Genomic DNA, 24393 nt, shown 5'->3' with positions numbered 1-24393 from the left:
GGAACCTCCAAGTGATAAAAAAGATCCTGATTGCCAACCGTGGTGAGATTGCCGTACGAATCGTGCGCGCCTGCGCCGAAATGGGCATTCGCTCGGTCGCGATCTATTCCGACGCCGACCGTCATGCTTTGCATGTGAAGCGTGCGGACGAGGCCCACAGCATCGGTGCCGAGCCATTGGCCGGCTACCTGAACCCGCGCAAGCTGGTGAACCTGGCGRTGGAAACCGGTTGCGATGCGTTGCACCCCGGCTACGGCTTTCTTTCGGAAAATGCCGAGCTGGCGGACATCTGCGCCGAACGCGGAATCAAATTCATCGGCCCGTCGGCGGAAGTCATTCGCCGCATGGGCGACAAGACCGAAGCGCGCCGCAGCATGATCAAGGCCGGCGTGCCGGTCACACCGGGCACCGAAGGCAACGTGTCGGGCATCGAAGAGGCCCTGACCGAAGGCGACCGCATCGGTTACCCGGTGATGCTCAAGGCTACCTCCGGTGGTGGCGGACGCGGCATTCGTCGTTGCAACAGTCGCGAAGAACTCGAACAAGCCTTTCCGCGAGTGATTTCCGAAGCCACCAAGGCTTTCGGTTCGGCGGAAGTGTTCCTGGAAAAATGCATCGTAAACCCGAAACATATCGAAGCGCAGATCCTCGGCGACAGCTTCGGCAACGTGGTGCACCTGTTCGAGCRTGACTGCTCGMTSCAGCGYCGCMACCAGAAGCTGATCGAGATCGCTCCGAGCCCGCAACTGACTCCGGAACAGCGCGCCTACATCGGCGACCTGTCGGTTCGTGCAGCCAAGGCCGTGGGTTACGAGAACGCCGGTACCGTGGAGTTCCTGCTCGCCGAGGGCGAGGTGTACTTCATGGAGATGAACACCCGGGTGCAGGTGGAACACACCATCACTGAAGAAATCACCGGCATCGACATCGTTCGCGAGCAGATCCGCATCGCATCCGGTTTGCCGCTCTCGGTGAAACAGGAAGACATCCTGCACCGTGGTTTCGCGCTGCAGTTCCGGATCAACGCCGAAGACCCGAAAAACAACTTCCTCCCGAGTTTCGGCAAGATCACCCGTTACTACGCGCCCGGCGGTCCCGGCGTGCGCACCGACACAGCGATCTATACCGGCTACACCATTCCGCCGTTCTACGATTCGATGTGCCTGAAACTGGTGGTCTGGGCGCTGACCTGGGAAGAGGCGATGGACCGTGGCCTGCGGGCCCTCGACGACATGCGTCTGCAAGGGGTCAAGACCACCGCCGCGTACTACCAGGAAATCCTGCGTAACCCGGAATTCCGTAGCGGCCAGTTCAACACCAGCTTCGTTGAAAGCCACCCTGAACTGACCAACTACTCGATCAAGCGCAAACCCGAAGAGCTGGCCCTGGCCATCGCCGCCGCCATCGCCGCCCACGCAGGCCTGTGAGGAATAGAACAATGAGCAAACAAATCCACGTTACCGACACAATCCTGCGCGACGCCCATCAATCGCTGCTCGCCACCCGCATGCGCACCGAAGACATGCTGCCGATCTGCGACAAACTCGACAAAGTCGGTTACTGGTCGCTGGAAGTCTGGGGCGGTGCGACCTTCGACGCCTGCGTACGMTTCCTGAAAGAAGACCCGTGGGAGCGTCTGCGCCAACTGCGCGCCGCGTTGCCTAACACGCGCCTGCAAATGCTCCTGCGTGGCCAGAACCTGCTGGGCTACCGCCATTACAGCGACGACGTGGTCAAAGCCTTCGTCGCCAAGGCCGCGGTCAACGGCATCGACGTGTTCCGTATCTTCGACGCCATGAACGACGTGCGTAACCTGCGCGTGGCCATCGAAGCGGTGAAAGCTGCCGGCAAACACGCCCAGGGCACCATCGCCTACACCACCAGCCCGGTGCACACCATCGAGGCTTTCGTGGCGCAAGCCAAGCAAATGGAAGCCATGGGTTGCGACTCGGTGGCGATCAAGGACATGGCCGGTCTGCTGACCCCGTACGCCACGGGTGAACTGGTCAAGGCACTGAAGGCCGAGCAATCGCTGCCGGTGTTCATCCACTCCCACGACACCGCCGGCCTGGCTGCGATGTGCCAACTCAAGGCCATCGAAAACGGCGCCGACCATATCGACACCGCGATCTCCAGCTTCGCCTGGGGCACCAGCCACCCGGGCACCGAATCGATGGTCGCCGCCCTTAAAGGCAGCGAGTTCGACACCGGCCTGAACCTGGAGCTGCTGCAAGAGATCGGCCTGTACTTTTACGCCGTGCGCAAGAAGTACCACCAGTTCGAAAGCGCGTTCACTGCCGTCGACACTCGCGTGCAGGTCAACCAGGTTCCGGGCGGGATGATTTCCAACCTGGCCAACCAGTTGAAAGAGCAGGGCGCCCTGAATCGCATGAGCGAAGTGCTGGCTGAAATCCCGCGCGTTCGCGAAGACCTCGGCTTCCCGCCGCTGGTGACCCCGACCTCGCAAATCGTCGGCACCCAGGCGTTCTTCAACGTGCTGGCCGGCGAGCGCTACAAGACCATCACCAACGAAGTGAAGCTTTACCTGCAAGGCGGCTACGGCAAGGCGCCGGGCACTGTGAACGAAAAGCTGCGTCGTCAGGCCATCGGCAGCGAAGAGGGTGTGGCTTCGGCCGGTGGTGAAGGCGTGCCGACCGAGTTCGTCATCGACGTTCACGGCGAAACCTATCGCGTCGACATCACTGGTGTGGGCGTCAAGGCTGAAGGCAAACGCCACTTCTACCTGTCCATCGACGGCATGCCGGAAGAAGTGGTGTTCGAACCGCTCAACGAGTTCGTCAGCGGCGGCAGCAGCAAGCGCAAGCAAGCCACTGCACCGGGCCACGTCAGCACCACCATGCCGGGCAACATCGTCGACGTTCTGGTCAAGGAAGGCGACACCGTGAAAGCCGGCCAAGCCGTGCTGATCACCGAGGCGATGAAGATGGAAACCGAAGTCCAGTCGGCCATCACCGGCAAAGTCACCGCCATCCACGTGGCCAAGGGCGACCGGGTGAACCCGGGCGAGATCCTGATCGAGATCGAAGGCTGAGTTAACAGCCTCGATATACCGCTTTAAACCTCGGGGGGGCATGTGCTCCCCTTTTTTTTTCGCACTGGGTTTGTGGCTGTTAGAAACTCATTCGCCACTGACCCGTCACGCCGTGGTTACGGCTGTCGGTGCCGATCTCGCCAGTGAGTCCGATGCCCAGGGTGTGTCTTGCTGACAATCCAAGGTCCAGCCCTGTATCGACCAGCAGGCTGTCACGATCCAGCGGCGCACCGGAAACGGTGAAGTTTTTTCCGCCCGTTACCAATCGTTGGCGGGTATCGCTGTAGACGTCCCCGTAAGTATGTTTCCAGCCGGCACTGAACCGTGGCGTCAGCTGCATGCCGTTATCCAGAGTGTTGAGCTTCGCCAGCCGCAGGCCGAACGTGCTGTTCAAATTGTTCTGCGTTTGACCGTGTACCTTCAGAGCCGCAGCGCCACCTTTTTCCGTGTAAGTGTCGCGTTGATAGCGCTGGTAGCCCAGGCTGGCAAACGGTTCGATGCTGACGTTCGTCCGCCCCAGGTTGTAACCCAATTCCGCAAAGGCCTGCTGGGTGTTGGCATCGTAACGGGCCCCAATCAGCTCCCAGTACCAGACCGTGGGTTGTGTGTTTCAGAGCGTCGTAGTCGCGATCCAGCGTTCCACCGTGACCCAATGCTTGAAGCCRGACTCGGCCATTGTCTTCGCTGCCGGCGGCCAGGCGTGGCGCATTGCGCCTGGTGGAATTGCTGTAGCTACTGGTGCTGTGCAGCTGACGCATGGCCGAGAGCATGGTCGCGCTGATTGGGCTGTCACTGTTCAGGGTCGCTTTCGCAAGGTTGGCGTTGTTGCCGCCGTCCAGCTGGTCGATGGCCTGGGAGGCTGTTTCGGTGGTGGAGGCAAGCAGGGCCGTGACAGCGGCGTTCGCGGTATTGGGAGGTGTCTGCGCCGTCGGACTGGCTTTGGGTTCTTCAATACTGCGGGCGAGTTCCCGACCGTTTTTGTTGGTTGCGAGACTCTCGAAAGGCACTTCGTTGCGAGCGTAGGTCAGGCGGACGGCCTTTTCGTCGCTGTAGTCCGGGGTGGCCGTCATGAATGCAAGATTGTTTTCAATATTGCCGAAATGCCCATCGACCTTGTCGGCCTCGATAATGGTGTACTGGGTGGTTTGCGGATAGTCACCCGATACTGCGACGATTTTCAGGGTGGCATTGCCGAGGCTGGCGGTGCCGTCGACTTTGATCGTTTCGTGACGGCCGTCGGGGTTGACCTCATAGGCCAGGATGGCTGAGTTGGACAGGTTCAAATTGCCTTTGACCCTTGGGGCGCCATGCAATCCATCGACGTTGACGCGGCCGGAGACATCCAGGCCACCGACGGTGCCTGCACCTGCAAAAGTACCGCCGTGCGCGACTGTTACATGACCTTTGATGTCGCCATTGTTGAAGAGCTTTCCGACCGTAATCGCCCCACCTTCGATTTTCCCGTCATTGGTCAGGATGCCGTCATCGAGCACCACCACACCCTTGTTGAAATCTCCGGTACTGGTCAGCGTCCAGGATCCCTGCGAAACATACAGGCCGTTGAAGTTGCGGGTATTCCCCAATCGGCCACCGTCAGTTGCATCAAGCTGTATGACGTTGGTTCCTTTGCCGCCATCGACCCGACCTTCGAAGCTTCCACCATTTTTGACGATGATGAGGTCATCTCTATTTTCCGGTCTCAGGGAAGTACCTCGCCGAGCGGGCTGCGGCGCATCAATCACCGTTTGAAAGGTGGTGTCCGCCTCGATAAAGGCTAGAAGCCGGGTAAGCGGGTGCGGCTCAGTATCAAGCTGCCCGGTTACCTCAGCGATATTCGTCGCCTCAGCTTGCGCGGGTAGTTGTTGGGCGCTTGAAAATTCGGCGCAACCCAGCGCAAGCGCAATGGCCAGCGCCAGGTGTTGTGGTCGGTATTTGTGTTGAACGGGCATCGAGTACGGCCTCTTTTGATGGGAGGCCAAACTCTAAAAGTGAGGCTATAGGTGCCGATGTCAGCTGCTTCCGGCGGGCCTGCGGGGGGTGTCAGCAGGTTGTGTAGAAAATAGCCAGCCGCTTGAGGGCGGCTGTTTTTTGCCCATTTGAACTGGGCGCTTTTTCTTACAGTGAATCAGGACAAGGGGGCTGGCGCTCCAGCAAAAATGCATCTGTCGCGGATCAAAAAAAGCGCAGCTCTCGACGGCTCCTACCGGCTCACGTACGCCTTCCCGTAATGCCGTTCCATCCGCGCCTGAATCAGCTCCAGTCCAATCGACATCAGCCAATAAATAATCGCCGCCGTCGTCAGCATTTCGATATAGCGATAGCTCGAACGTCCATACGATTGCGCCAGGAACATCACTTCCCAAACCCCCATCACCGAGATCAGCGACGAGTCCTTGAGCATGGAGATGAACTGGTTGGTGGTGGGCGGGATGATGGCGCGCATGGCCTGGGGCAGGGTGACGCGCCAGAAAATCACGGTTTCGCGCATGCCCAGGGCCAGCGATGCTTCGCGTTGGCCGTGGGGAACGCCGAGGATGCCGGCGCGGAAGATTTCGCTCAGGTAGGCGCCATAGTTCAGCGACAGGGCGATGATGCCGGCGGTGATGGCGCCCGGCACGACGCCCAATTGCGGCAAGCCGAGGTAGATCAGCAATATCTGGATCAGCAGCGGCGTGCCGCGAAAGAACGAGGCATAGAAGCTTGCGATGCCGAACGCCACGGCGCTTTTCGACAGTCGAGCGAGGGCCGTGATGAAGCCCAGCAGCGACGAAGCCACAATCGAGCACAGGCACAAGAACAGCGTCAGTGCCGCGCCTTGCAGAAAGCCGTTGGGCGCCAGGTGCAGGCCGATCAGGTTCGGCAGTTTGTCGAGGATGATCGAGAACTTCAGGTCGAAGCTCAGGAAGAAACTGGCGAACAAGCCGAACATCGCCGACCAGGTCAGGTACAGCCGGGTACGGAAGCCGAAGACCCGTTGCAGTAATGACTCAGCCACCGGTTGCGGCGGCTGAGGAGGTTTGGGGAAGGAAGTCATTTGCTGATGTCGGCGCCGATCCATTTTTGCGACAGCTTGCTCAAGGTGCCGTCCTGTTTCAACTGAGCGAACACATCACGCACTTTGGCGTCCCACTGCGCGTCACCTTTTTCGATGGCCACCGAGTTCGGCTCCGAGTACAGCGGCTGGCCGGCGAGCTTGAAGCGCTTGTCTTCGTTCAGGCGCGGTTGCGCGGTGACGAGGTTGGTGAGGATCGCGTCCAGACGCACGCCAGCGCCCAGGCCCAGATCCTGGAACGCGACGTTGTCGGTGTCATACGGGGCGATCTGCACGTTCTCGAACGGGTACTGCAATTGGGTGTCTTCGGCGCCTTCGATCACCAGGTTTTTGTTCAGGTAGCTTTCATAGCTGGAGGCGCTGGTGAGACCGACTTTCTTGCCGCTCAGGTCCTTGGCGCTGTGAATGCTATCGTCCTTGGCATTGACCACGATCACGGCAGGGGAGGCGTAGTACTCGACCGGGAAGTCGAAGACTTCGGCGCGGGCCTTGCTCGGGGTCATGGAGCAGATGCAGATGTCGTAACGCCCGCTCCAGCGGCCGGCGGCAATCACATCCCAGGACGGCGTTTCCAGACGCAGCTTGACGCCCAGTTTGTCCGCCACGGCCTTGGCCACGTCGACGTCGAAACCGTCGAGCTGGTTTTGATCGTTGAGGAACGAGAAGGGTGGATAGCTTTCCATCAACACGCCGACCAGTTCTTTCTTTTGCTCGATGCGATCCAGAGTGGCGCCGGCAAAGGCTTGGGTGGAGGCAGCCAGAATCGTCAGGCCCAGGGCCAGCAGCGGTTGAAATTTCACAGTTGATCCCTGAAAAAAAAGAGGTTGTTATTAACCGAGTGGTGCGTATTAAATAGTTATAAGAACGACTCTGATAGTGAGTTATTTTCATAAGCTTATGAGTGAAAAGCATATGGGCGCAGGGACGGTAATTCTGGATGGTGGCATGGGTCGGGAGCTGCAGCGCCGAGGGGCGCCGTTCAGGCAGCCCGAGTGGTCGGCGCTGGCCTTGAGCGAAGCGCCGCAGGCGGTGGAGGCGGTGCACGCGGCTTATATTGAAAGCGGTGCCAACGTGATCACCAGCAACAGTTACGCGGTGGTGCCGTTCCACATTGGCGAGGAGCGTTTCGCGGCTGAAGGCCAGGCCCTTGCGGCGTTGGCCGGTGAGCTGGCTCGGCGTGCAGTCGATGCCTCGGGCCAAGCGATTCGTGTGGCCGGCTCATTGCCGCCGTTATTCGGCTCCTACCGCCCGGACTTGTTCGACGCTGCTCGGGTGACTGAACTGCTGAGCCCTCTGGTCAATGGTCTGGCGCCTCATGTCGACCTGTGGCTGGCCGAAACCCAGAGTTCGATCGTCGAAGCACGGGCGATCCATGCCGGTCTGCCGAAGGACGGCAAACCGTTCTGGCTGTCGTTTACCTTGAAAGATGAAGACACCGACGAAGTGCCGCGTTTGCGCTCCGGTGAACCRGTGGCTGAGGCCGCTGTGGTGGCGGCTGAGTTGGGTGTCGAGACTTTGCTGTTCAACTGCAGCCAGCCGGAAGTGATCGGGGCGGCGATTGATGCGGCGCGGGAAACCTTCGAGCGCCTGGGGGTGAAGATTCACATTGGCGCATACGCCAACGCCTTCCCGCCGCAGCCGAAAGAGGCCACGGCCAACGACGGTCTGGATCCGCTACGCGACGATCTCGACCCGCCGGGTTACCTGATGTGGGCGGCTGACTGGCAGAAGAGGGGAGCCAGCCATTTGGGCGGGTGCTGTGGGATCGGGCCGGAGCATATTGCGGTACTTGCCCAGACATTAGCGTGATGCCATTCGCGGGCAAGTCGGATCACCGTGCCGCGATCCGACTTGCCCGCGAAGGTGTCGTCCGGGCGCCGAAGCTTACCCGCGGCACTCCGTCAACGTTTTCACCTGCCCCGATTCCGTCTGGTTTTCATCGCTCAACCACCGCTCGAACCCCGCCTGAATCGTCGGCCATTCCGAGTCCAGAATCGAATACCACGCTGTGTCGCGGTTCTGACCCTTGACCACCATGTGCTGGCGGAACACCCCCTCAAAACTGAACCCCAACCGCTCCGCCGCGTACTTGGAGCGGGCATTGCCGTTGTTGCACTTCCACTCCAGGCGCCGGTAGCCCAACGCAAAGGCTTCCCTGGCCAGCAGGTAAACCGCCTCGGTACTTTTCGGCGAACGCTGCATCGGTGCGCCGAAGGTCACATGGCMGATCTCGATGCGACCCTGGGCAGGAACGATCGACATCAGGCTGAGCAGGCCCTGCACCTCGCCGCTGACACGGTCGATCACACTGAAGAAATACGGATCGCTGTTGGCCGCATGGTTGTTCAGCCAGTCATTGAACGCACTGCGTTCCGGGAAAGGACCGTAGGGCAGATAGTCCCAGAGTTTCGGGTCTGAGCCCGGGCCTTCCAGGGCTTTCCACAAACCGTCGGCGTGACGCGCCGGGTCGAGTTTTTCCAGGCGAATGAAACGCCCTTCGATCAGTTGGACCGAGGGCGCCGGAACGCCTTTCCAGTCTGCGAGTGAAGTCGACATGGTGTTCTCCTTGAACCTTAAAGGGCTTTGCGAAACTGGATGAAACCGGGCCGTTCGGCGATGCGCTCGTAGAGCTGGATCGCGGTGGCGTTGGTTTCGTGGGTCAGCCAGTGGACCTTGCAGCAACCGTCGGCCTTGGCTGTGCTGYAGACGAATTCGATCAGTTGCCGACCGACGCCGGTGCCACGAGTTTCGGGTGTCACCAGCAAGTCTTGCAGGTAACAGGAGTTTTCGATGCTCCAGTTCGAGCGGTGATAGATGAAATGCACCATGCCCACCGCTTTGCCGTCGACCCAGGCCAGCGCCCCGTGGGTCGGTTCGCTCGGGTCGAGCAGGCGCTGCCAGGTGCTTTGAGTGACCGCCTCGGGCAGCTCGGTGTTGTAGAAGCGCAAGTAGGCTTGCCACAACGGCAGCCAGGCAGCGTGATCGTCGGCGGTGACCTGGCGGATGTCGATCTGACTCATGTTCATTCCTTAACGCGTCAAAGTGGCAGATACATGGAAAATTCCTTGGCGAATGCCTTCATCCTAGGCAGGCTAATGGTCTGTTGTAAGAGCCATTAATGACCAATTTCATAGGTCCATTGTCATGTCGAATACGCCGCTTCCCTCGTCGTTCAACCCGGCGGGTATCGAACTCGACCGCCGCCAGGGCCTGAGTCGACAGCTCTATCAAGCGCTGCGGGTACGCGTACTCGACGGACGATTGGCCAGCGGCACACGACTGCCGGCCAGTCGCGATCTGGCTACGGCCTTATCGATTTCCCGCAACAGCGTGGTTCGTGCCTACGATCAGCTTTACGCTGAAGGCTTCATCGAGGGGCGTGTGGGTGACGGGACTTACGTGGCGCAATTGCCTCAGGCGGCGTTGCCGGCGAAAAAATTATCCACAAAAGTATCCACAGGGTTTTCAATAGGGTTACCCACAACCTTATCCACAAATTGGCTGGATTTACCTGTTGTTCCATCCAGTAAAGTTATCCACAGCAGTGCTTTGGGGCGCGTTGAAAAGAATCATTTGGCTGTGCCGCCTGGTGGTCCGCCGCGCGCATTCAGGGTCGGCGTCCCGGCGTTCGATCTGTTCCCGTTCGAGGTTTGGGCCAAGCTGAATGCGGCTTTCTGGCGTAAGCCGGATTTACAGCAGCTGTGTTATGGCGACCCGGCAGGTGATGAACGCTTGCGCGGATTGATTGCTGCCTACTTGCGCAGCTCGAGAGGGATGCAGTGCGCCGCTGAGCAAATTGTGATCACCAGTGGCGCGCAGCAGGGGATCAGCCTTTGTGCACAGTTGCTGGTGGAGCCTGGCGATGGGGTGGGGATTGAAAATCCGGGTTATCGCGCTGCCGGCCATGCCTTCGCGGTAGCCGGTGCGCGGTTGCACGGTGTGCCGGTGGATGAGGAGGGGATCGACTGCAGCGCCTTGGCGCAGTTGAGCGATTGCCGGCTGGCTTACGTTACGCCTTCCCATCAATACCCGACCGGTGTGGTCATGAGTCTGGCCCGGCGTCTGGAACTGCTCGCCTGGGCCGAGGGCAACCAGGGCTGGATCATCGAGGACGACTACGATGGCGAGTACCGTTACAGCGGCGCGCCACTGGCGCCGCTGGCGGCACTCGATCGCCATGGGCGGGTGCTGTATGTCGGCACCTTCGGCAAGGTCGCTTTTCCGGCGCTGCGCCTGGGTTATCTGGTGCTGCCGCCGGGCCTGGTGGACGCATTCGCGCAGCGTCGGGCGGTGGATGTGCGGCATTCCGAAGTGAGCACTCAAGCGGTGATGGCCGAGTTCATGGCCGCCGGGCATTTCCAGCGGCACATTCGCCGGATGCGGCGTGCCGCCCTCAGCCGTCGCAATTGTTTGCTGGGCGGCTGGCCGGCGGGGATGACCGGAGTGGGTAGCCTGCCCACCGTCTCCGCCGGGCTGCACATGACGGTTTCGGTGGACAGCCTGGCCCGCGAACGGCGACTGATCGAACAAGCGGAAAGTGTGGGTGTGGAGATCAATGGCTTGAGCAACTATTGGCTACCGGACTCCAGGACACCAGTCGATCAGCGCGCCGGTCTGGTATTGGGTTTTGCGGCGGTGCCAGAGCCAGCGATAGAGTCGGCGCTGGCACGGTTGCGACAGGTCTGGCGGGATTGAACGATGGCCTCCCGGTTTTTAAATGAACCGCTGATCTATGAAAAACACTGAGGCGGCGAGTGTGCGACTGATCTCGCCGCGATAAATGGCGATGAGTTCCTGATTGCTGCCACCCGCGCAGATCAAAGCCCCCCCTATTAGCCGTTGACCAAAAAAGACCCGCGATGGCGCGGGTCTTTGATTCACCGGGTGTTTCAGGTCCCGGACTTGATCTTGGTCCAGGCCCGGGTCCGTGCCCGTTCAGCATCGCGAGGCAAGGGTTGCAGGGTGTAAAGCGTGCTCATCGCCGTTTCGGTCGGGTACAGGTTCGGGTTGTTGCGAATCGCCGGGTCGACCATTTCCGTGGCGTCCTTGTTCGGGTTCGGGTAGCCGACGAAGTCGCTGACCGGTGCGATGACCTGGGGTTGCAGCAGGTAGTTGATGAAGGTGTAGGCGTCTTCCGGGTTTTTCGCGCCTTTGGGGATCGCGAGCATGTCGAACCAGATCGGCGCGCCTTCCTTGGGCAGGCGCATGTCGACGATCACACCATTCTTGGCTTCCTTGGCGCGGTTGGCGGCCTGGGAGAAGCTGCCGGAATACCCGACCGCGACGCAGATGTCACCGTTGGCGATGTCGGCCATGTACTTGGACGAATGGAAGTAGGTGATGTACGGCCGGATCTTCATCAGCAGCGCTTCAGCCTTGGCGTAGTCCGCCGGCTTCTTGCTGTTGGGGTCCAGGCCGAGGTGTTGCAGGGCCAGCGGCAGGATCTCCGAAGGTGAGTCGAGCAGGGCCACGCCGCACTGCTTGAGCTTGCTGATGTTCTCTTCCTTGAAGATCAGGTCCCAGCTGTTCACCGGTGCGTTGTCGCCCAGCGCAGCCTTGACCTTGGCCGGGTTGAAGCCAATCAGGATGGTGCCGTACATGTACGGCACGGCAAATTTGTTACCCGGGTCGTTGGCTTCGATCAGCTTCATCAGCTTGGGGTCGAGGTGGTTCCAGTTCGGCAGTTTGCTGCGGTCCACTGGCTGGAATACGCCGGCTTCGATCTGCTTGGCGAGGAACACGTTGGACGGCACCACCACGTCGTAGCCGGAGTTGCCGGTCAGCAGCTTGGCTTCCAGCGCTTCGTTGGTGTCGAAGATGTCGTAGACCAGTTTGGTCTGGGTGTTCTGAGCCTTGAAATCGTCCAGGGCTTTGGGGGTGATGTAGTCGAACCAGTTGTAGACCCGCAAAGTACGTTCTTCAGCATGGACGGCGCCACTGAGCAGTGTGGCGCAGAGCGCTGGAGCGATAAGACGCTTGAGTCTGTTCATTCTTCTAATTCCTCATTGGGCGCTTTCAAAACCTTCGAGAACGTTCACGGCGTTGATGCCGATTTCTTCTACCGCGTAACCGCCTTCCATCACGAACAGCGTCGGCTTGCCGAGGCCTGCGATGCGGGTACCCATCGCCAGGTAATCCGGGCTGTCGAGTTTGAATTGGGAGATGGGGTCGTCCTTGAACGTATCGACGCCCAGGGACACGACAACGATGTCGGCGCCGTACGTTTCGATCTCTTTGCAGGCTTGTTCCAGCGCGGCGCTCCAACGGTCCCAAGCACTGCCGGCGGGCAATGGGTAGTTGAAGTTGAACCCTTCGCCTGCGCCTTCACCGCGTTCGTCTTCGTAGCCGAGGAAGAACGGAAACTCGGCTTCTGGATGACCGTGGATCGAGGTGAACAGCACGTCGCTGCGTTCGTAGAAAATCGATTGAGTGCCGTTGCCGTGGTGGTAATCGACATCGAGGATCGCGACCTTTTTATGGCCCTGATCGAGGAAGGCTTGAGCGGCGATGGCAGCATTGTTGAGGTAGCAATAGCCGCCCATCAAATCGCTGGCGGCATGGTGTCCCGGTGGACGGCACAGGGCGAAGGCACTGCGGGCGCCGCGCTGGATCGCCGCTTGGGCCGTGAGGGCAACTTGCGCTGCGCTGTACGCCGCTTGCCAGGTGCCGGCGGTAATCGGGGCGCCGCCGTCGAAGCTGTAATAGCCGAGTTGGCCGTGCAGGCTGGTGGGCATGATTCGGCGCAAGGTGCGGGCCGGCCAGGTGTAGGGCAGCAAGTCGCCGTCGGTATTGAATGCGGTCCAGCGCGCCCAGGCGCCTTTGAAGAAGTCGAGGTAGTCGCGGCTGTGGATGCGCGCGATCGGATCAAGGCCAAAGTCTTTCGGCACTTCAACCGGGCCGAGGTTCTGGTCCTTGACCCGTTGCAATACGTGATCGGCCCGTGAAGGCATTTCGAAGCAGGGCATCAATTGCCCGTCCATCAATTCACAACGGCCGTGATGCAGGTGGTGATCGTCAGAGTAGATCGTCAGCATTGTTGTTCTCCGCAGGCTGATTCGGTTTGAACACAGTCTTGCGGCAGGCGACGTTTGGGAGAACGGCAGGAAAGGCCAAAAGGGGATCTATGTGGCCAAAACATTTGACCGAAATTCGCCCCTTATTGGCGCGGGAGTGCCCCGGTCCGGGGCAATAAAGTGCTCAAGCGCTTGGAATGGAGCCTGCCTCTTCCGGGAAGTACCGTTGCAGTACTTGCAGCATGTCTTCACGTTTGCGTTGTTTTAACCAAAAACGCATCACTGCCAGGTTGTCTCCCTTGCACTGGTGACCGGCGCGAGGGTCGGCGCCTTTTTCCAGCATCAACGTGAACAGGTCTAGCGTTTGTTGCTGGTAGGCGACAGGGTCCATTCCGCTCGACAGGTCCCGTCGGGCCAGGCGCAGCAGTGCCGGTTCGAGTACCTCTTCATTGCTGTTGCAGGTGCCTTCTCGATAACCCACGTCCAACTGTGCTCCGCTGTTGATCAACCGTGCAGCGGCAGGGTAGGCGCCGCTTTCGATTGTGAGGTAAAGCGCGGATCGACCTTCTTTCTTTTCTCGCAGGTCGAGGTTCTGAGGGTACTTGAGCAGCCAAGTGAACAGGTCGGAATCCATGATCGTGGCGTGTTGCATCAACACGGTTTCACCGTTCAGATCGGTCTCGTCGATGGCGGCTCCCGCTTCGAGCAAAAATTTTAGGCGCCGGGCCTTTTCGGGGTCTTTGCTTTCCCGGCGATCCTTGTACAGCGCCTGCATCACCAAAGGCTCGCTGCCATTAAGGCCTTGGGTCTTTGCGCCGTGCTCCAGCAGCAAGCGAGCGATTGCAAAGTTGGGTTTATCCAGTGAATGCAGCAACGCACTGCGCCCATCCTCGCCCTGGGTATCGGCAGGAATGCCGGCTTCCAAAAGACTGCGCACGCGGGTTTCATCCTGAGCGTCGACCGCTTGCAACAGCGGCCATTGAGCCTTGCAGGTTTGCGGATCGCCCTGGGTGATATTCAGCCTTTCCAGGACCCGATCGGGAATGCTCATGTCGCGTGCCAAGCGCAGGCCGCAGTAAATTCGGTAGTACTCCAACGCCTGTGCGTGGTTGGTGGTGTACGCGGGGGTCTTTTCGTACCAGGACCACTGCAGGTCTGCCATGTTCAGATAGGTCGGGATACGTTGAGGATCGCGGCGAATGACTTCCTTCAACAAATTGATGGTGACTTTGTCCGGCGTGTTTGCACTTCGCCAGAAAGCGATGTCATTAAGCAGGCCGGCGAAATCTTTCTGGTCGGCGCCGACAACGCGAAAGTCAGTGTTGAGAAACAGCTCTTCGACTTTCTTCAGGCCCGGGCCTTTGTCCTTGGCTTTGGCCAGTTGCTGGTGCAGCTCACGCAGTTGTTTCGCGCCGTCACCGGCGTCGTAGGGTTGAGCCGCAATGCTGAAACCGAATGCCTCGTCCGGGACGTGGTAACGCAGCGCCGGCCGCGAAGATTCCAATGCCTTGAGCCAGGCGTCTGAAGTGTCCGGGAGGGTCGCTTGCAGCGCCTGGAAAACCAGGTGCTGATCGTTTGGGAAGCGCCCGATAGCCAGCACCGGCGTGCCCGGATTGCGGCTGTCGACCAGCAGGTAACGTCTGGTGTCCCAGCCGTTGCGCCCACATTCAAAGCTCAGCTCGTTCACCGCGATGCCTGGCGCCAACTCGATATGCGAGGCGCTGGGACTCATGACGAGGTTTTCCTGACTTTTGGTGCAGTCATGGAATTCTTGCGCAGTCATCAGCGGTATCGGGCCGAGCTTATAGGCGCGCTCCCGATAGTTTTCATCGCGATAAACATTCAGATAAAACAAACCGCGATACTGGCTGAGCAAGCCGACCATGGGCGGTGAGACGCCCGTCGCACTTTCCGTGACGGCTGTAGGGACGATGGCAATCTTGTATTCGGGGGTATCGACCACGGCTTGAGGGGGCAGGCCAAACCAGTCCATTTGAATGGCCTGTGCGGCCAGGGGCAGGTTGAGCAGCAAGGCCAGCAAGGCAGCGCGCGTGCAAAGAGAAGAGAAGGGCATCAAGCAGGAACACCGGCAAAGATTGGGCTGCGTAATGTAGTTCAGCCCGGTCGGATGTGCCTGGTTTTATCTCAAGGCCGGAACTGGCTCGGTGCCACGCCACTCCAGCGCACAAACGCATGCCGGAAGCTCGCGGTCTCGCTGAACCCCAGTGCTTCGGCGATTTGATAGATCGGCAGTTGATCCTCGCAAAGCATGCGTTTGGCTTGCTCAAATCGCAGTTCATCGAGCAGTTCCTGATAGCTGCATCCCAGGTCCTTCAGATGTCGGCGCAGGGTGCGCGACGAGCAGTTCAGCTGTTCGGCCAGCCCGTCCAGACCCGGTGCCGCGCTCAGTTGCGCGGCGAGCAATTGGCGGATGCGCCCGAGCCAGGCCTGACGCCCGGTGAACTCGGTGTTTTGCTTGCGGCAGCGTTCGGCCATGGCCTGGTGGGTAATGGCGTCGGCCAGTGGCAGGGGGTGTTCGAGCCAGCGCTTGTCGAAGGCAAATCCGTTGGACGCTGCATCAAACTGCAACGGACAGTCGAAACGCTCGCTGTAGCGCGTCTGATAGTCCGGTGCCGGGTAATCGAAGCGAGCGCCAAGCAAAGGTAGAGGGTGGCCGAGCAGGTCTTCGCAGGTGACTTTCATCGAGACCAGGCAAAACTCGACATTGAACGGTGCCAGCGCGGGGTTTTCCCGATAGTCGCCCGCGGTGAGCCAGATGCGCTCGTCATCCTCCTCCAGGCTCAACTCGAACAGTGTTCCCAATAGCGCCGGGTAGTGCAGCGCCAACTGCAAGGCGTCACCTAAAGTGGCGCTGGTGAGTAAGGCGTACCCGAGCATGCCATAGGACGAAACGTGCATCCGCCGGCCCAACTCCAGACCGATATCGCGGCGCAGCGCGACGGCATTGGCGCACACCAGCATCTCTTGATTGGTGGTGATGCGCGTGTCCGCCCGGCTCAGATCCGCCACGCTGATGCCGCTGCCGGCCAATAACGCCTCGCTGGACAGGCCTTCGGCCTTGAAGGTGTTGAGCACCAGGGAGACGGCGTTGAGGGTGGTGAGGTGGGAGTGGAGCATGGAGTCTTCCAGCGTCGAGATGCTGGAACGGGAGCAAGTTATGTGCCCAATAACGATCTTGTGGGAGCGGGCTCCCACAAGGTTATGTGTTGTGTCAGCTCAGTTCGCCACACAGGTCGAGTTCGACCAGCCGCCGAACTTCAGCGGTTTCAAGCCCTGCACCGAGCAGCCCATGCAACTTGCCGAGCGCCGCCTCGCGAGTCATGCCGCCACCGGACAACAGGCCGGCATCGCGCAAGCGGCTGCCCGCCTCATACACGTCGAGCTTCACGCCACCCTCATGACATTGGGTGACCGCAACCACTACCACGCCATTGTCTCGTGCCCGTTCCAGGCTGGCGATAAACCCGGGGTTGTCGCTTGGTCCGGTACCGCTGCCATAACATTCCAGCACCAGACCCTGAATACCGCTGTTGAGCAGGCCATCCAGTTGCTCGGCGCCGATGCCRGGGAACAACGGCAGCACCGCGACCTTCGCCAGTTGCCTTGACTGGTTGTAGTTCAGTTGGGCAGGTATCGAGGAAGCTTTCACGCCGCCGCCCTGACGCTCCAGTCGCTTGAACGGATGACGACCGAAACTGCGAACCTTGGCGCAGCGGGTCGGGTCGAGCAGTTCACCGTGGAAGTACAGATGAACACCCGGCGCCAGGCCTTGGCCAAGGGCACCCAGTGCACCACTGATGTTTTCCCAGGCATCACTGTCGGTCACGCCGGCGGGCAGCATGGAGCCGGTGAAACATACACGGGCGTTCAGGCCGAGCAACTGGAAGCTCATGGCCGCGGCACTGTAGGCCAGGGTGTCGGTGCCATGCAGGATCAGCACGCTGTCGCAGCCCTGGACATCAACGGCGTCGACCACCGCTTCACGCAGTTGCTGCCAGTACGCAGGGGTCATGTTGGCGCTGTCGATCAGTGGCGACATCTCGCGAAAGCGCCACTGCGGCACCACCAACTCAGGCTGGCTGTGCAGGTAGTCGCGCATCCGCGCTTCGAAACCGGACGCCGGGGCCAAGCCGTGGGCACTGGCTTGCATGCCGATGGTGCCTCCGGTGTAGAGCACCATGACGTGCTGCGCGGCAGGGTAAGAGGCGGAATTCATTGATGGGTCTCCTGGACGAATGCACCTTGCGCCGCAGCATGCCTGCGTGCGCAAGGTGTGTCACGTCGAGTGGCAGGACGCCACTCGTTGCGGTCTGTCGCGGCGGGTGGCGGGGAGCCACCCGCCAGGGCGATCAGCGTTGCGTGGCAGGCGTGCCCTGGGCTGCGCCTTGCTCGCGTGGAGCCGATTGGCTTGGGCTGGTCGGCCAGGCCTTCAGGTCCAGGTCCAGATCGGTGAATTTGCTGGAGTCGAACACTGGCTGCTTGACGCCGGCGCGGCGCTGCTCGTCGTAGTCGCGCATCACGCGCAGGCCGACCTTGAACAACATGGCCAGGGCCATCAAGTTGACGAAGGCCAGGCAGGTCATGGTGATGTCGGCGAAGGCGAACACGGTCGAAAGGTCCTGCATCGAACCCCATACCACCAGCGCCAGAACCAGGCCGCGGAAAACCATCAGCACGACGCGGTTGCGGCTGAGGAACTGCAGGCTGTTCTCGCCCAGGTAGTAGTTGTAGAGGATGCAGGTGAAGACGAACAGCGACAGCGCGACGCTGACGAACACGCGGCCCCAGTCACCGACCACGGCGGCCAGCGAGTTTTGGGTCAGGACGATGCCGTCACCTTCGAAGCCCGGGGTGTAGAAGCCCGACAGCAGGATCAGCAGCGCGGTGCAGGTGCAGATCACGAAGGTGTCGAGGAACACGCTGAAGGCCTGGACCACGCCCTGGGCGCCCGGGTGTTTCACGGCGGCCACGGCGGCGACGTTCGGCGCACTGCCCAGGCCTGCTTCGTTGGCGAACACGCCACGCTTCACGCCCATCACGATGGCGCTGCCGAGCAGGCCGCCGAAGGCTGGGTCGAGGCCGAAGGCGCTCTTGAAGATGGTTTCCAGCATGGCTGGCACGTGTTCGATCTGGGTGCCGATCACGTACAGGGTCACGCCGATATAGGCCAGGGTCTTGATCGGTACCAGCAGGTCGGACACCGCGGCGATGCGTTTGATGCCGCCGATGAAGGTGATGGCCAGCAGCACCGCCAGGACGATACCGGTGTGGCGTGGGTCGAAGGCAAAGGCGTTCTGCAGCGAGTGGGTCACGGTGTAGGACTGCAGGCCGATGAAGGCGAAGCCGTAGGTGACCAGCAGCAGGATGGAGAACACCACCGCCATGCCTTTCAGCTTCAGGCCGTGCTGGATGTAGTAGGCCGGGCCCCCACGGTACAGGCCGTCGCCTTCGGCGCGCTTGTAGACCTGGGCCAGGGTGCATTCGAAGAAGCTGCTGGACATGCCCACCAGTGCGGTGACCCACATCCAGAACACGGCGCCCGGGCCGCCGAGGGTCACGGCGATGCCGACACCGGCGATGTTACCGGCGCCGACGCGGCCGGCGAGGCTCAGCATCAGGGCCTGGAACGAGCTCAGCTGGCCTGCCTGGCCGTGAAGGGACTCTTTGAAGACACTGAACATGTGGCCGAAATGGCGGAACTGGACGAAACGCGAGCGGATCGTGAAGTAGCTACCGAGCCCGACAATGAGCGCGATCAGTACTTTCCCTGAGAGGAAGTCGTTGATGACTTCGAGCATGGATTATTCCTCGCTATTTTTTGTGTGTGCGAATACTGGGTGGTCGACACATCGCGTTACACCAGGTTGTGCGTGGCACAACAGGTGGGTCGAAGGTTCGTCCCTGTTCCATTTCGCGGGTTGTTATTAGTTCGGCTTTCGCATGGGCTTGGGTCTCGTTATCGACGACCGCTCACGCGAAGAGGGCCGGCACTATACATAGGAGAGTGCCATCCGTCTGCACAGTTGTGGTGCAATCGACGAAACGAAAGTGCTGCAAAATCAAAAAATCGCAGCCTTCGGCAGCCTCTACGGGTCTCTGTCAAACCCTGTAGAAGCTGTCGAAGGCTGCGATCTTGGCGGCACTGAAAACATTCAACATGTTCGTAAAATCCGCAAAGTGTTGGAAAAAAAAGGGCTTGAGGGAGTAAATCCCCAAGCCCTCAAAAGGTGAGAGGTGTCTAGTCCCTCGACCTGGTGAGCGTGCTCTTCAAAAGAGCCTGCGTTTGGTTAAGCCTTCAAAGGCACCAGACGCGGAGCAATCATGTTTTCCGGGCGCAGGATGTCGGCGAGCATTTCTTCGTCGAGCAAGCGTTCCTCGCGCACCAGTTCCAGCACGCCGCGGCCGCTTTCGAGGGCAACACGGGCAATGCGGGTGGCGTTTTCATAGCCGATGTACGGGTTCAGCGCGGTGACCAGGCCAATCGAGTGTTCGACCAGTTCACGGCAACGCTCTTCGTTGGCGGTGATGCCGACGATGCAGTGCTCGCGCAGCATGTCCATGGCACGTTGCAGCAGGCGGATCGAGTCGAAGATCTTGAAGGCGATCAGCGGCTCCATCACGTTCAGCTGCAGCTGGCCGCCTTCGGCCGCGATGGTCAGGGCCAGGTCGTTGCCGATGATCTGGAACGCCACCTGGTTCACGGCTTCAGGGATAACCGGGTTGACCTTGCCTGGCATGATCGAGCTGCCTGGCTGACGCGCCGGCAGGTTGATTTCGTTGATGCCGGTGCGTGGGCCGCTGGACAGCAGGCGCAGGTCGTTGCAGATCTTCGACAGCTTGACCGCGGTACGCTTGAGCATGCCGGAGAACAGCACGAAGGCGCCCATGTCGGAGGTGGCTTCGATCAGGTCGGCGGCTGGCACCAGCGGTTGACCGCTGATCAGGGCCAGACGCTGAACGGCCAGGGCCTGGTAACGCGGGTCGGCGTTGATGCCGGTACCGATCGCGGTGCCGCCCAGGTTCACTTCGGTCAGCAGTTCAGGCGCCAGGGATTTGAGGCGTGCCAGGTCTTCGCTCAGGGTGGTGGCGAAGGCGCGGAATTCCTGGCCGAGGGTCATCGGCACGGCGTCTTGCAGCTGGGTACGGCCCATCTTCAGGACGTGGCTGAATTCTTCACCTTTGGCGGCGAACGACTGGATCAGGCTGTCGAGGCTGGCCAGCAGCGCGTCGTGACCCAACAGCAGACCCAGGCGGATAGCCGTCGGGTAGGCGTCGTTGGTCGACTGCGCCATGTTCACGTCGTTGTTCGGGTGCAGGTACTGGTATTCGCCCTTGCTGTGGCCCATGGCCTCCAGCGCGATGTTGGCGATGACTTCGTTGGCATTCATGTTGGTTGAAGTGCCAGCGCCGCCTTGAATCATGTCCACCACGAATTCTTCGTGGAAATCGCCGCGGATCAATCGGGCACAGGCTTCGCTGATGGCAGCGTGCTTGGCTTCGCTCAGGTGACCCAGCTCGCGGTTGGCGTCAGCGGCGGCCTGTTTGACCATCGCCAGACCAACAACCAGTTTTGGGTAATGCGAAATCGGAACGCCGGAGAGACGGAAGTTGTTCACCGCTCGCAGGGTCTGGATGCCGTAATACGCTTGAGCAGGTACTTCGAGTACGCCAAGCAGGTCTTTTTCTGTGCGGAAAGATGCAGCGGAGGACATGATAGAAATCATCTCGATATGGACCCGGTCTATGCCGGAATAGCGCAAATGCTAGGCTTGAGAAGAATTTTGGGCCAATGCTGTTAAACACTGGGCTATGCACATTCGGCATAATGTCGGTGTGACGCCGCGTACGTGGCGAACGTGTGACCTAAATTGGTGCATGTCCGGGAGGGCGTGATGAATCTGGAAAGCAAATGGCTGGAGGACTTTAGTGCTCTGGCTGCCACCCGCAGCTTCTCCCAGGCGGCCGAAAGACGCTTCGTGACTCAGCCCGCCTTCAGTCGGCGGATCCGCAGCCTCGAAGCCGCGCTGGGGCTGACCCTGGTCAATCGTTCTCGCACCCCGGTCGAGCTGACGGCAGCGGGGCAGTTGTTTCTCGTGACCGCGCGAACCGTGGTCGAACAGCTGGGTGAAGTGTTACGTCATCTTCATCACCTGGAAGGCGGGCAGGGCGAGGTGATCCAGGTCGCCGCCGCCCACTCCCTGGCACTGGGTTTCTTTCCACGCTGGATCGCACAATTGCGCAACGAAGGGCTGAACATTGCCACGCGGCTGGTGGCCACCAACGTCGGCGATGCGGTGCATGCGCTGCGTGAAGGCGGGTGTGATCTGATGCTGGCGTTCTATGATCCGGACTCCGCGATGCAAATGGACCCGGAAATTTTCCCGTCACTGCATCTGGGAGACACTGAAATGCTCCCGGTGTGCGCCGCGGATGCTGACGGCAAACCGTTGTTCGACCTGGAAGGCGAGACCAGCGTGCCTTTGCTGGCCTACAGCGCCGGGGCATTTCTCGGGCGCTCGGTGAACATGCTGTTGCGCCAGCGTGCCCTGAGGTTCACCACTATTTACGAGACCGCCATGGCCGACAGCCTGAAAAGCATGGCGCTGGAAGGCCTGGGCATCGCCTGGGTGCCGCGCTTGAGCGCGCGCGCCGAATTGGCTCGCGGCGAGTTGGTCATCTGCGGTGGCCCGCAATGGCATGTGCCGCTGGAGATTCGGCTGTATCGCTGCGCGCTGGTGCGCAAGGCGAATGTGCGGTTGCTCTGGCGCAAGCTGGAAGGCGGCACAGCGCCAAACCCGGCAGGTTAATGTTTTTTTGTAGGAGCCAGGCTTGCCGGCGAAGGCGTCCGCGAGATCGCCTTCGCCGGCAAGCCTGGCTCCTACAGATTCAGGTCGATATGAACTATTTCAGGCTGACCCCGAAGTCAATAAAACCGGTACTTTGCGCCGTATGACAGATGGTCGTATGGGGGGCTGTTTATCTGCTTCATTGAGGTATACTGCGCGGCCTTCGGCCGGTTTGACTGGCCATAATTCGTACAATCAAGCCACGCATTTTGCGTGGCTTGTTGTTTTTTGACGCGCCTGCGGGCGCCCAGAGAGAAGAGGCACGACGATGAGCGCACTGGTTGGCGTGATCATGGGCTCCAAGTCCGATTGGTCCACCCTTAGCCACACCGCCGATATGCTGGAAAAGCTCGGCATCCCTTACGAGGTGAAAGTGGTCTCTGCCCACCGCACCCCGGACCTGCTGTTCCAGTATGCCGAAGAGGCTGAGGCCCGTGGCATCGAGGTGATCATCGCCGGTRCCGGTGGCGCGGCCCACCTGCCTGGCATGTGTGCGGCCAAAACCCACCTGCCGGTGCTGGGCGTGCCGGTGCAGTCGTCGATGCTCTCGGGCGTCGATTCGCTGCTTTCTATCGTGCAGATGCCAGCCGGCATTCCGGTCGCCACCCTGGCCATCGGCAAGGCCGGTGCGATCAACGCAGCGCTGCTCTCGGCGAGCATCCTGGGCGCCAAGCATCCGCAGTTTCATACCGTGCTGAAAAAATTCCGCGCTGAGCAGACAGACAGCGTCCTGGACAATCCAGACCCACGCATCGCCTGAGGTTGTTGACGATGAAGATCGGTGTAATCGGTGGCGGCCAGTTGGGTCGCATGTTGGCGCTGGCGGGCACTCCGCTGGGCATGAACTTCGCTTTCCTCGACCCTGCGCCGGACGCCTGTGCCGCTGCGCTGGGTGAACATCTGCGGGCCGATTACGGCGATCAGGATCACCTGCGTCAGTTGGCCGATGAAGTCGATCTGGTGACCTTCGAGTTCGAAAGCGTCCCGGCCGAAACCGTGGCCTTCCTGTCGCAATTCGTTCCGGTGTACCCGAGCGCCGAAGCGCTGCGCATTGCCCGCGATCGCTGGTTCGAGAAGAGCATGTTCAAGGACCTGGGAATTCCAACTCCCGCGTTCGCCGACATCCAGTCCCAGGCTGACCTGGACGCCGCCGTGGCTTCCATCGGCCTGCCGGCCGTGCTGAAAACCCGCACCCTGGGTTACGACGGCAAGGGTCAGAAAGTCCTGCGCAAGCCTGAAGATGTGGTCGGCACCTTCGCCGAACTGGGCAGCGTCGCCTGCTTGCTGGAAGGCTTCGTGCCGTTCACTGGCGAAGTCTCGCTGATCGCCGTGCGCGCTCGCGATGGCGAAACCAAGTTCTACCCGCTGGTGCACAACACCCACGACAGCGGCATCCTCAAGCTGTCCGTGGCCAGCACCGACCACCCGTCGCAAGCGTTGGCTGAAGACTACTCCAGCCGGGTACTCAAGCAGCTGGACTACGTCGGCGTGATGGCGTTCGAGTTCTTCGAAGTCGACGGTGGCCTCAAGGCCAACGAGATCGCCCCGCGTGTGCACAACTCCGGGCACTGGACCACCGAAGGTGCCGAGTGCAGTCAGTTCGAAAACCACCTGCGGGCCGTTGCCGGTCTGCCGCTGGGTTCGACGGCCAAGGTCGGCGAGAGCGCGATGCTCAACTTCATCGGCAAAGTCCCGGACACCGAGAAAGTCCTGGCCATCGCCGATTGCCATCTGCATCACTACGGCAAGGCCTTCAAGGTCGGCCGCAAGGTCGGTCACGCCAACCTGCGTTGTGCTGACCGTGCGACGCTTGCCGCGCAGATCCTCAAGGTCGAAGCGCTGATTGCCGAATAGTTTCATGTGGCGGCGGCGGAACCTTCCGAGGCCGCCGTTCTCTGATGGCAGGATGCCAAAGTCTGGCTAGGCTTTAGCCAATTCAATCAGAGGGAAATGCCATGGGAATTATCGGAACCATCTTTATCGGCTTGATCGTCGGCCTGCTGGCTCGGTTTCTGAAACCGGGCGATGACAGCATGGGCTGGATCATGACCATCCTGCTCGGTATCGGCGGTTCGCTGGCGGCCACTTACGGCGGCCAGGCCCTGGGCATCTACCATGCGGGTCAGGGCGCAGGGTTCATCGGTGCGCTGGTGGGCGCGGTGATATTGCTGGTGGTCTACGGCCTGATCAAAAAGAACTGATTCAAGCGACAAAGCCCTCTCTGCGCCAACACCGGAGAGGGCTAGAATGCTTGGCGTTATACCGTCCTTTCCTTTGCCGAGCACCTTCATGCGCCGTCTTCTGTTGACTCTTCTCTTCCTGGGCAGTGGTTTGGCCCATGCCGGCGAACTGCCGGAAACCGACTGGCTCGAACTGATGCCCAAGTCGGACCAGAAGGCCCTCGAGGCC

Annotated in this window: 20 protein-coding genes and 2 pseudogenes; 10 read left to right on the top strand and 12 right to left on the bottom strand. The window is 60.5% G+C overall.

The window, feature by feature from the left end:
• Nucleotides 1-11: 11 nt before the first annotated feature.
• A complete protein-coding gene (locus AC1DLB_RS01905; RefSeq protein WP_477784532.1) occupies nt 12-1427 on the top strand; it encodes an acetyl-CoA carboxylase biotin carboxylase subunit in 1416 nt (471 codons plus the stop codon).
• Nucleotides 1428-1438: 11 nt separating this feature from the next.
• Nucleotides 1439-3052, top strand: a complete 1614-nt coding sequence (locus AC1DLB_RS01900) for a pyruvate/oxaloacetate carboxyltransferase (RefSeq protein WP_477784531.1) — start codon at nt 1439-1441, stop codon at nt 3050-3052.
• A 79-nt stretch (nt 3053-3131) separates the two neighbouring features.
• Here the strand turns inward: AC1DLB_RS01900 and AC1DLB_RS01895 are convergent.
• The 3 genes and pseudogenes from AC1DLB_RS01895 to AC1DLB_RS01885 all read right to left on the bottom strand — a co-directional run bounded on the left by AC1DLB_RS01895 (nt 3132) and on the right by AC1DLB_RS01885 (nt 6904).
• Nucleotides 3132-5001: pseudogene (locus tag AC1DLB_RS01895) on the bottom strand (autotransporter outer membrane beta-barrel domain-containing protein).
• Nucleotides 5002-5252: 251 nt separating this feature from the next.
• Entirely contained in the window at nt 5253-6086 is an 834-nt protein-coding gene (locus AC1DLB_RS01890) for an amino acid ABC transporter permease (RefSeq protein WP_477743538.1), read from the bottom strand.
• Nucleotides 6083-6904: an ABC transporter substrate-binding protein gene (locus tag AC1DLB_RS01885; RefSeq protein ID WP_064621156.1), complete on the bottom strand. Its 822-nt coding sequence runs from the start codon at nt 6902-6904 to the stop codon at nt 6083-6085. Before AC1DLB_RS01885 ends, AC1DLB_RS01890 begins: the two co-directional genes overlap by 4 nt.
• A 112-nt stretch (nt 6905-7016) precedes the next feature.
• Here AC1DLB_RS01885 and AC1DLB_RS01880 point away from each other — a divergent pair, with 112 nt between their 5' ends.
• On the top strand, nt 7017-7913 hold the full coding sequence (locus AC1DLB_RS01880; RefSeq protein WP_064621155.1) for a homocysteine S-methyltransferase family protein: 897 nt from the start codon (nt 7017-7019) through the stop codon (nt 7911-7913).
• A 75-nt stretch (nt 7914-7988) separates the two neighbouring features.
• Here AC1DLB_RS01880 and AC1DLB_RS01875 read toward each other — a convergent pair whose 3' ends face one another.
• Nucleotides 7989-8660, bottom strand: coding sequence for a GNAT family N-acetyltransferase (locus AC1DLB_RS01875; protein WP_477784530.1), 672 nt, complete (start codon nt 8658-8660; stop codon nt 7989-7991).
• Nucleotides 8661-8677: 17 nt separating this feature from the next.
• A complete protein-coding gene (locus AC1DLB_RS01870) occupies nt 8678-9124 on the bottom strand; it encodes an N-acetyltransferase family protein (protein WP_477784529.1) in 447 nt (148 codons plus the stop codon).
• Nucleotides 9125-9248: 124 nt separating this feature from the next.
• Here AC1DLB_RS01870 and pdxR point away from each other — a divergent pair, with 124 nt between their 5' ends.
• Nucleotides 9249-10799: a MocR-like pyridoxine biosynthesis transcription factor PdxR gene (pdxR, locus tag AC1DLB_RS01865; protein WP_477779288.1), complete on the top strand. Its 1551-nt coding sequence runs from the start codon at nt 9249-9251 to the stop codon at nt 10797-10799.
• A 194-nt stretch (nt 10800-10993) separates the two neighbouring features.
• On the opposite strand, the gene AC1DLB_RS01860 is transcribed toward pdxR, so the two are convergent.
• From AC1DLB_RS01860 to AC1DLB_RS01835, 6 genes are all read right to left on the bottom strand, one after another.
• Nucleotides 10994-12094 carry a polyamine ABC transporter substrate-binding protein gene (locus AC1DLB_RS01860; protein WP_086945216.1) on the bottom strand — a complete coding sequence of 367 codons (1101 nt, stop codon included), beginning with the start codon at nt 12092-12094 and terminating at the stop codon, nt 10994-10996.
• A gap of 12 nt (nt 12095-12106) precedes the next feature.
• Nucleotides 12107-13138, bottom strand: a complete 1032-nt coding sequence (locus AC1DLB_RS01855) for a histone deacetylase family protein (RefSeq protein ID WP_018927381.1) — start codon at nt 13136-13138, stop codon at nt 12107-12109.
• Nucleotides 13139-13301: 163 nt separating this feature from the next.
• Nucleotides 13302-15191: an ankyrin repeat domain-containing protein gene (locus AC1DLB_RS01850; protein ID WP_477743541.1), complete on the bottom strand. Its 1890-nt coding sequence runs from the start codon at nt 15189-15191 to the stop codon at nt 13302-13304.
• 71 nt (nt 15192-15262) lie between these two features.
• Nucleotides 15263-16255 (bottom strand): AraC family transcriptional regulator, encoded by a 993-nt coding sequence (locus AC1DLB_RS01845; RefSeq protein ID WP_477743542.1) that lies wholly within the window; start codon nt 16253-16255, stop codon nt 15263-15265.
• A gap of 94 nt (nt 16256-16349) precedes the next feature.
• Entirely contained in the window at nt 16350-17354 is a 1005-nt protein-coding gene (locus AC1DLB_RS01840) for an asparaginase (protein WP_477743543.1), read from the bottom strand.
• Between the two features lie 133 nt (nt 17355-17487).
• Nucleotides 17488-18936: an alanine/glycine:cation symporter family protein gene (locus tag AC1DLB_RS01835; RefSeq protein ID WP_477743544.1), complete on the bottom strand. Its 1449-nt coding sequence runs from the start codon at nt 18934-18936 to the stop codon at nt 17488-17490.
• A gap of 250 nt (nt 18937-19186) precedes the next feature.
• On the opposite strand from AC1DLB_RS01835, the gene AC1DLB_RS01830 reads away from it, so the two are divergent.
• Complete coding sequence (locus tag AC1DLB_RS01830) at nt 19187-19369, top strand: hypothetical protein (RefSeq protein WP_138866537.1); 183 nt, start codon at nt 19187-19189, stop codon at nt 19367-19369.
• 56 nt (nt 19370-19425) lie between these two features.
• Here AC1DLB_RS01830 and aspA read toward each other — a convergent pair whose 3' ends face one another.
• Complete coding sequence (gene aspA / locus AC1DLB_RS01825; RefSeq protein ID WP_007934488.1) at nt 19426-20850, bottom strand: aspartate ammonia-lyase; 1425 nt, start codon at nt 20848-20850, stop codon at nt 19426-19428.
• Nucleotides 20851-21030: 180 nt separating this feature from the next.
• Here aspA and AC1DLB_RS01820 point away from each other — a divergent pair, with 180 nt between their 5' ends.
• The 5 genes and pseudogenes from AC1DLB_RS01820 to AC1DLB_RS01800 form a co-directional block, all read left to right on the top strand.
• The gene (locus AC1DLB_RS01820; protein WP_018927385.1) at nt 21031-21945 is read left to right on the top strand and encodes a LysR substrate-binding domain-containing protein; all 915 of its coding nucleotides are present in this window, start codon (nt 21031-21033) and stop codon (nt 21943-21945) included.
• Nucleotides 21946-22252: 307 nt separating this feature from the next.
• Nucleotides 22253-22744 carry a 5-(carboxyamino)imidazole ribonucleotide mutase gene (gene purE, locus AC1DLB_RS01815; protein WP_477784528.1) on the top strand — a complete coding sequence of 164 codons (492 nt, stop codon included), beginning with the start codon at nt 22253-22255 and terminating at the stop codon, nt 22742-22744.
• Nucleotides 22745-22755: 11 nt separating this feature from the next.
• The gene (locus AC1DLB_RS01810; protein WP_477784527.1) at nt 22756-23838 is read left to right on the top strand and encodes a 5-(carboxyamino)imidazole ribonucleotide synthase; all 1083 of its coding nucleotides are present in this window, start codon (nt 22756-22758) and stop codon (nt 23836-23838) included.
• Nucleotides 23839-23939: 101 nt separating this feature from the next.
• The gene (locus AC1DLB_RS01805; protein ID WP_018927386.1) at nt 23940-24185 is read left to right on the top strand and encodes a GlsB/YeaQ/YmgE family stress response membrane protein; all 246 of its coding nucleotides are present in this window, start codon (nt 23940-23942) and stop codon (nt 24183-24185) included.
• An 88-nt stretch (nt 24186-24273) separates the two neighbouring features.
• A pseudogene (locus AC1DLB_RS01800) lies at nt 24274-24393 on the top strand (DUF3299 domain-containing protein); the annotation flags it as partial.

It is taken from the genome of Pseudomonas sp. 05N434, from assembly GCF_056396965.1.
Note: the sequence above shows the minus strand (reverse complement) of the source record. Positions and strands in the feature narration are given on the sequence as shown.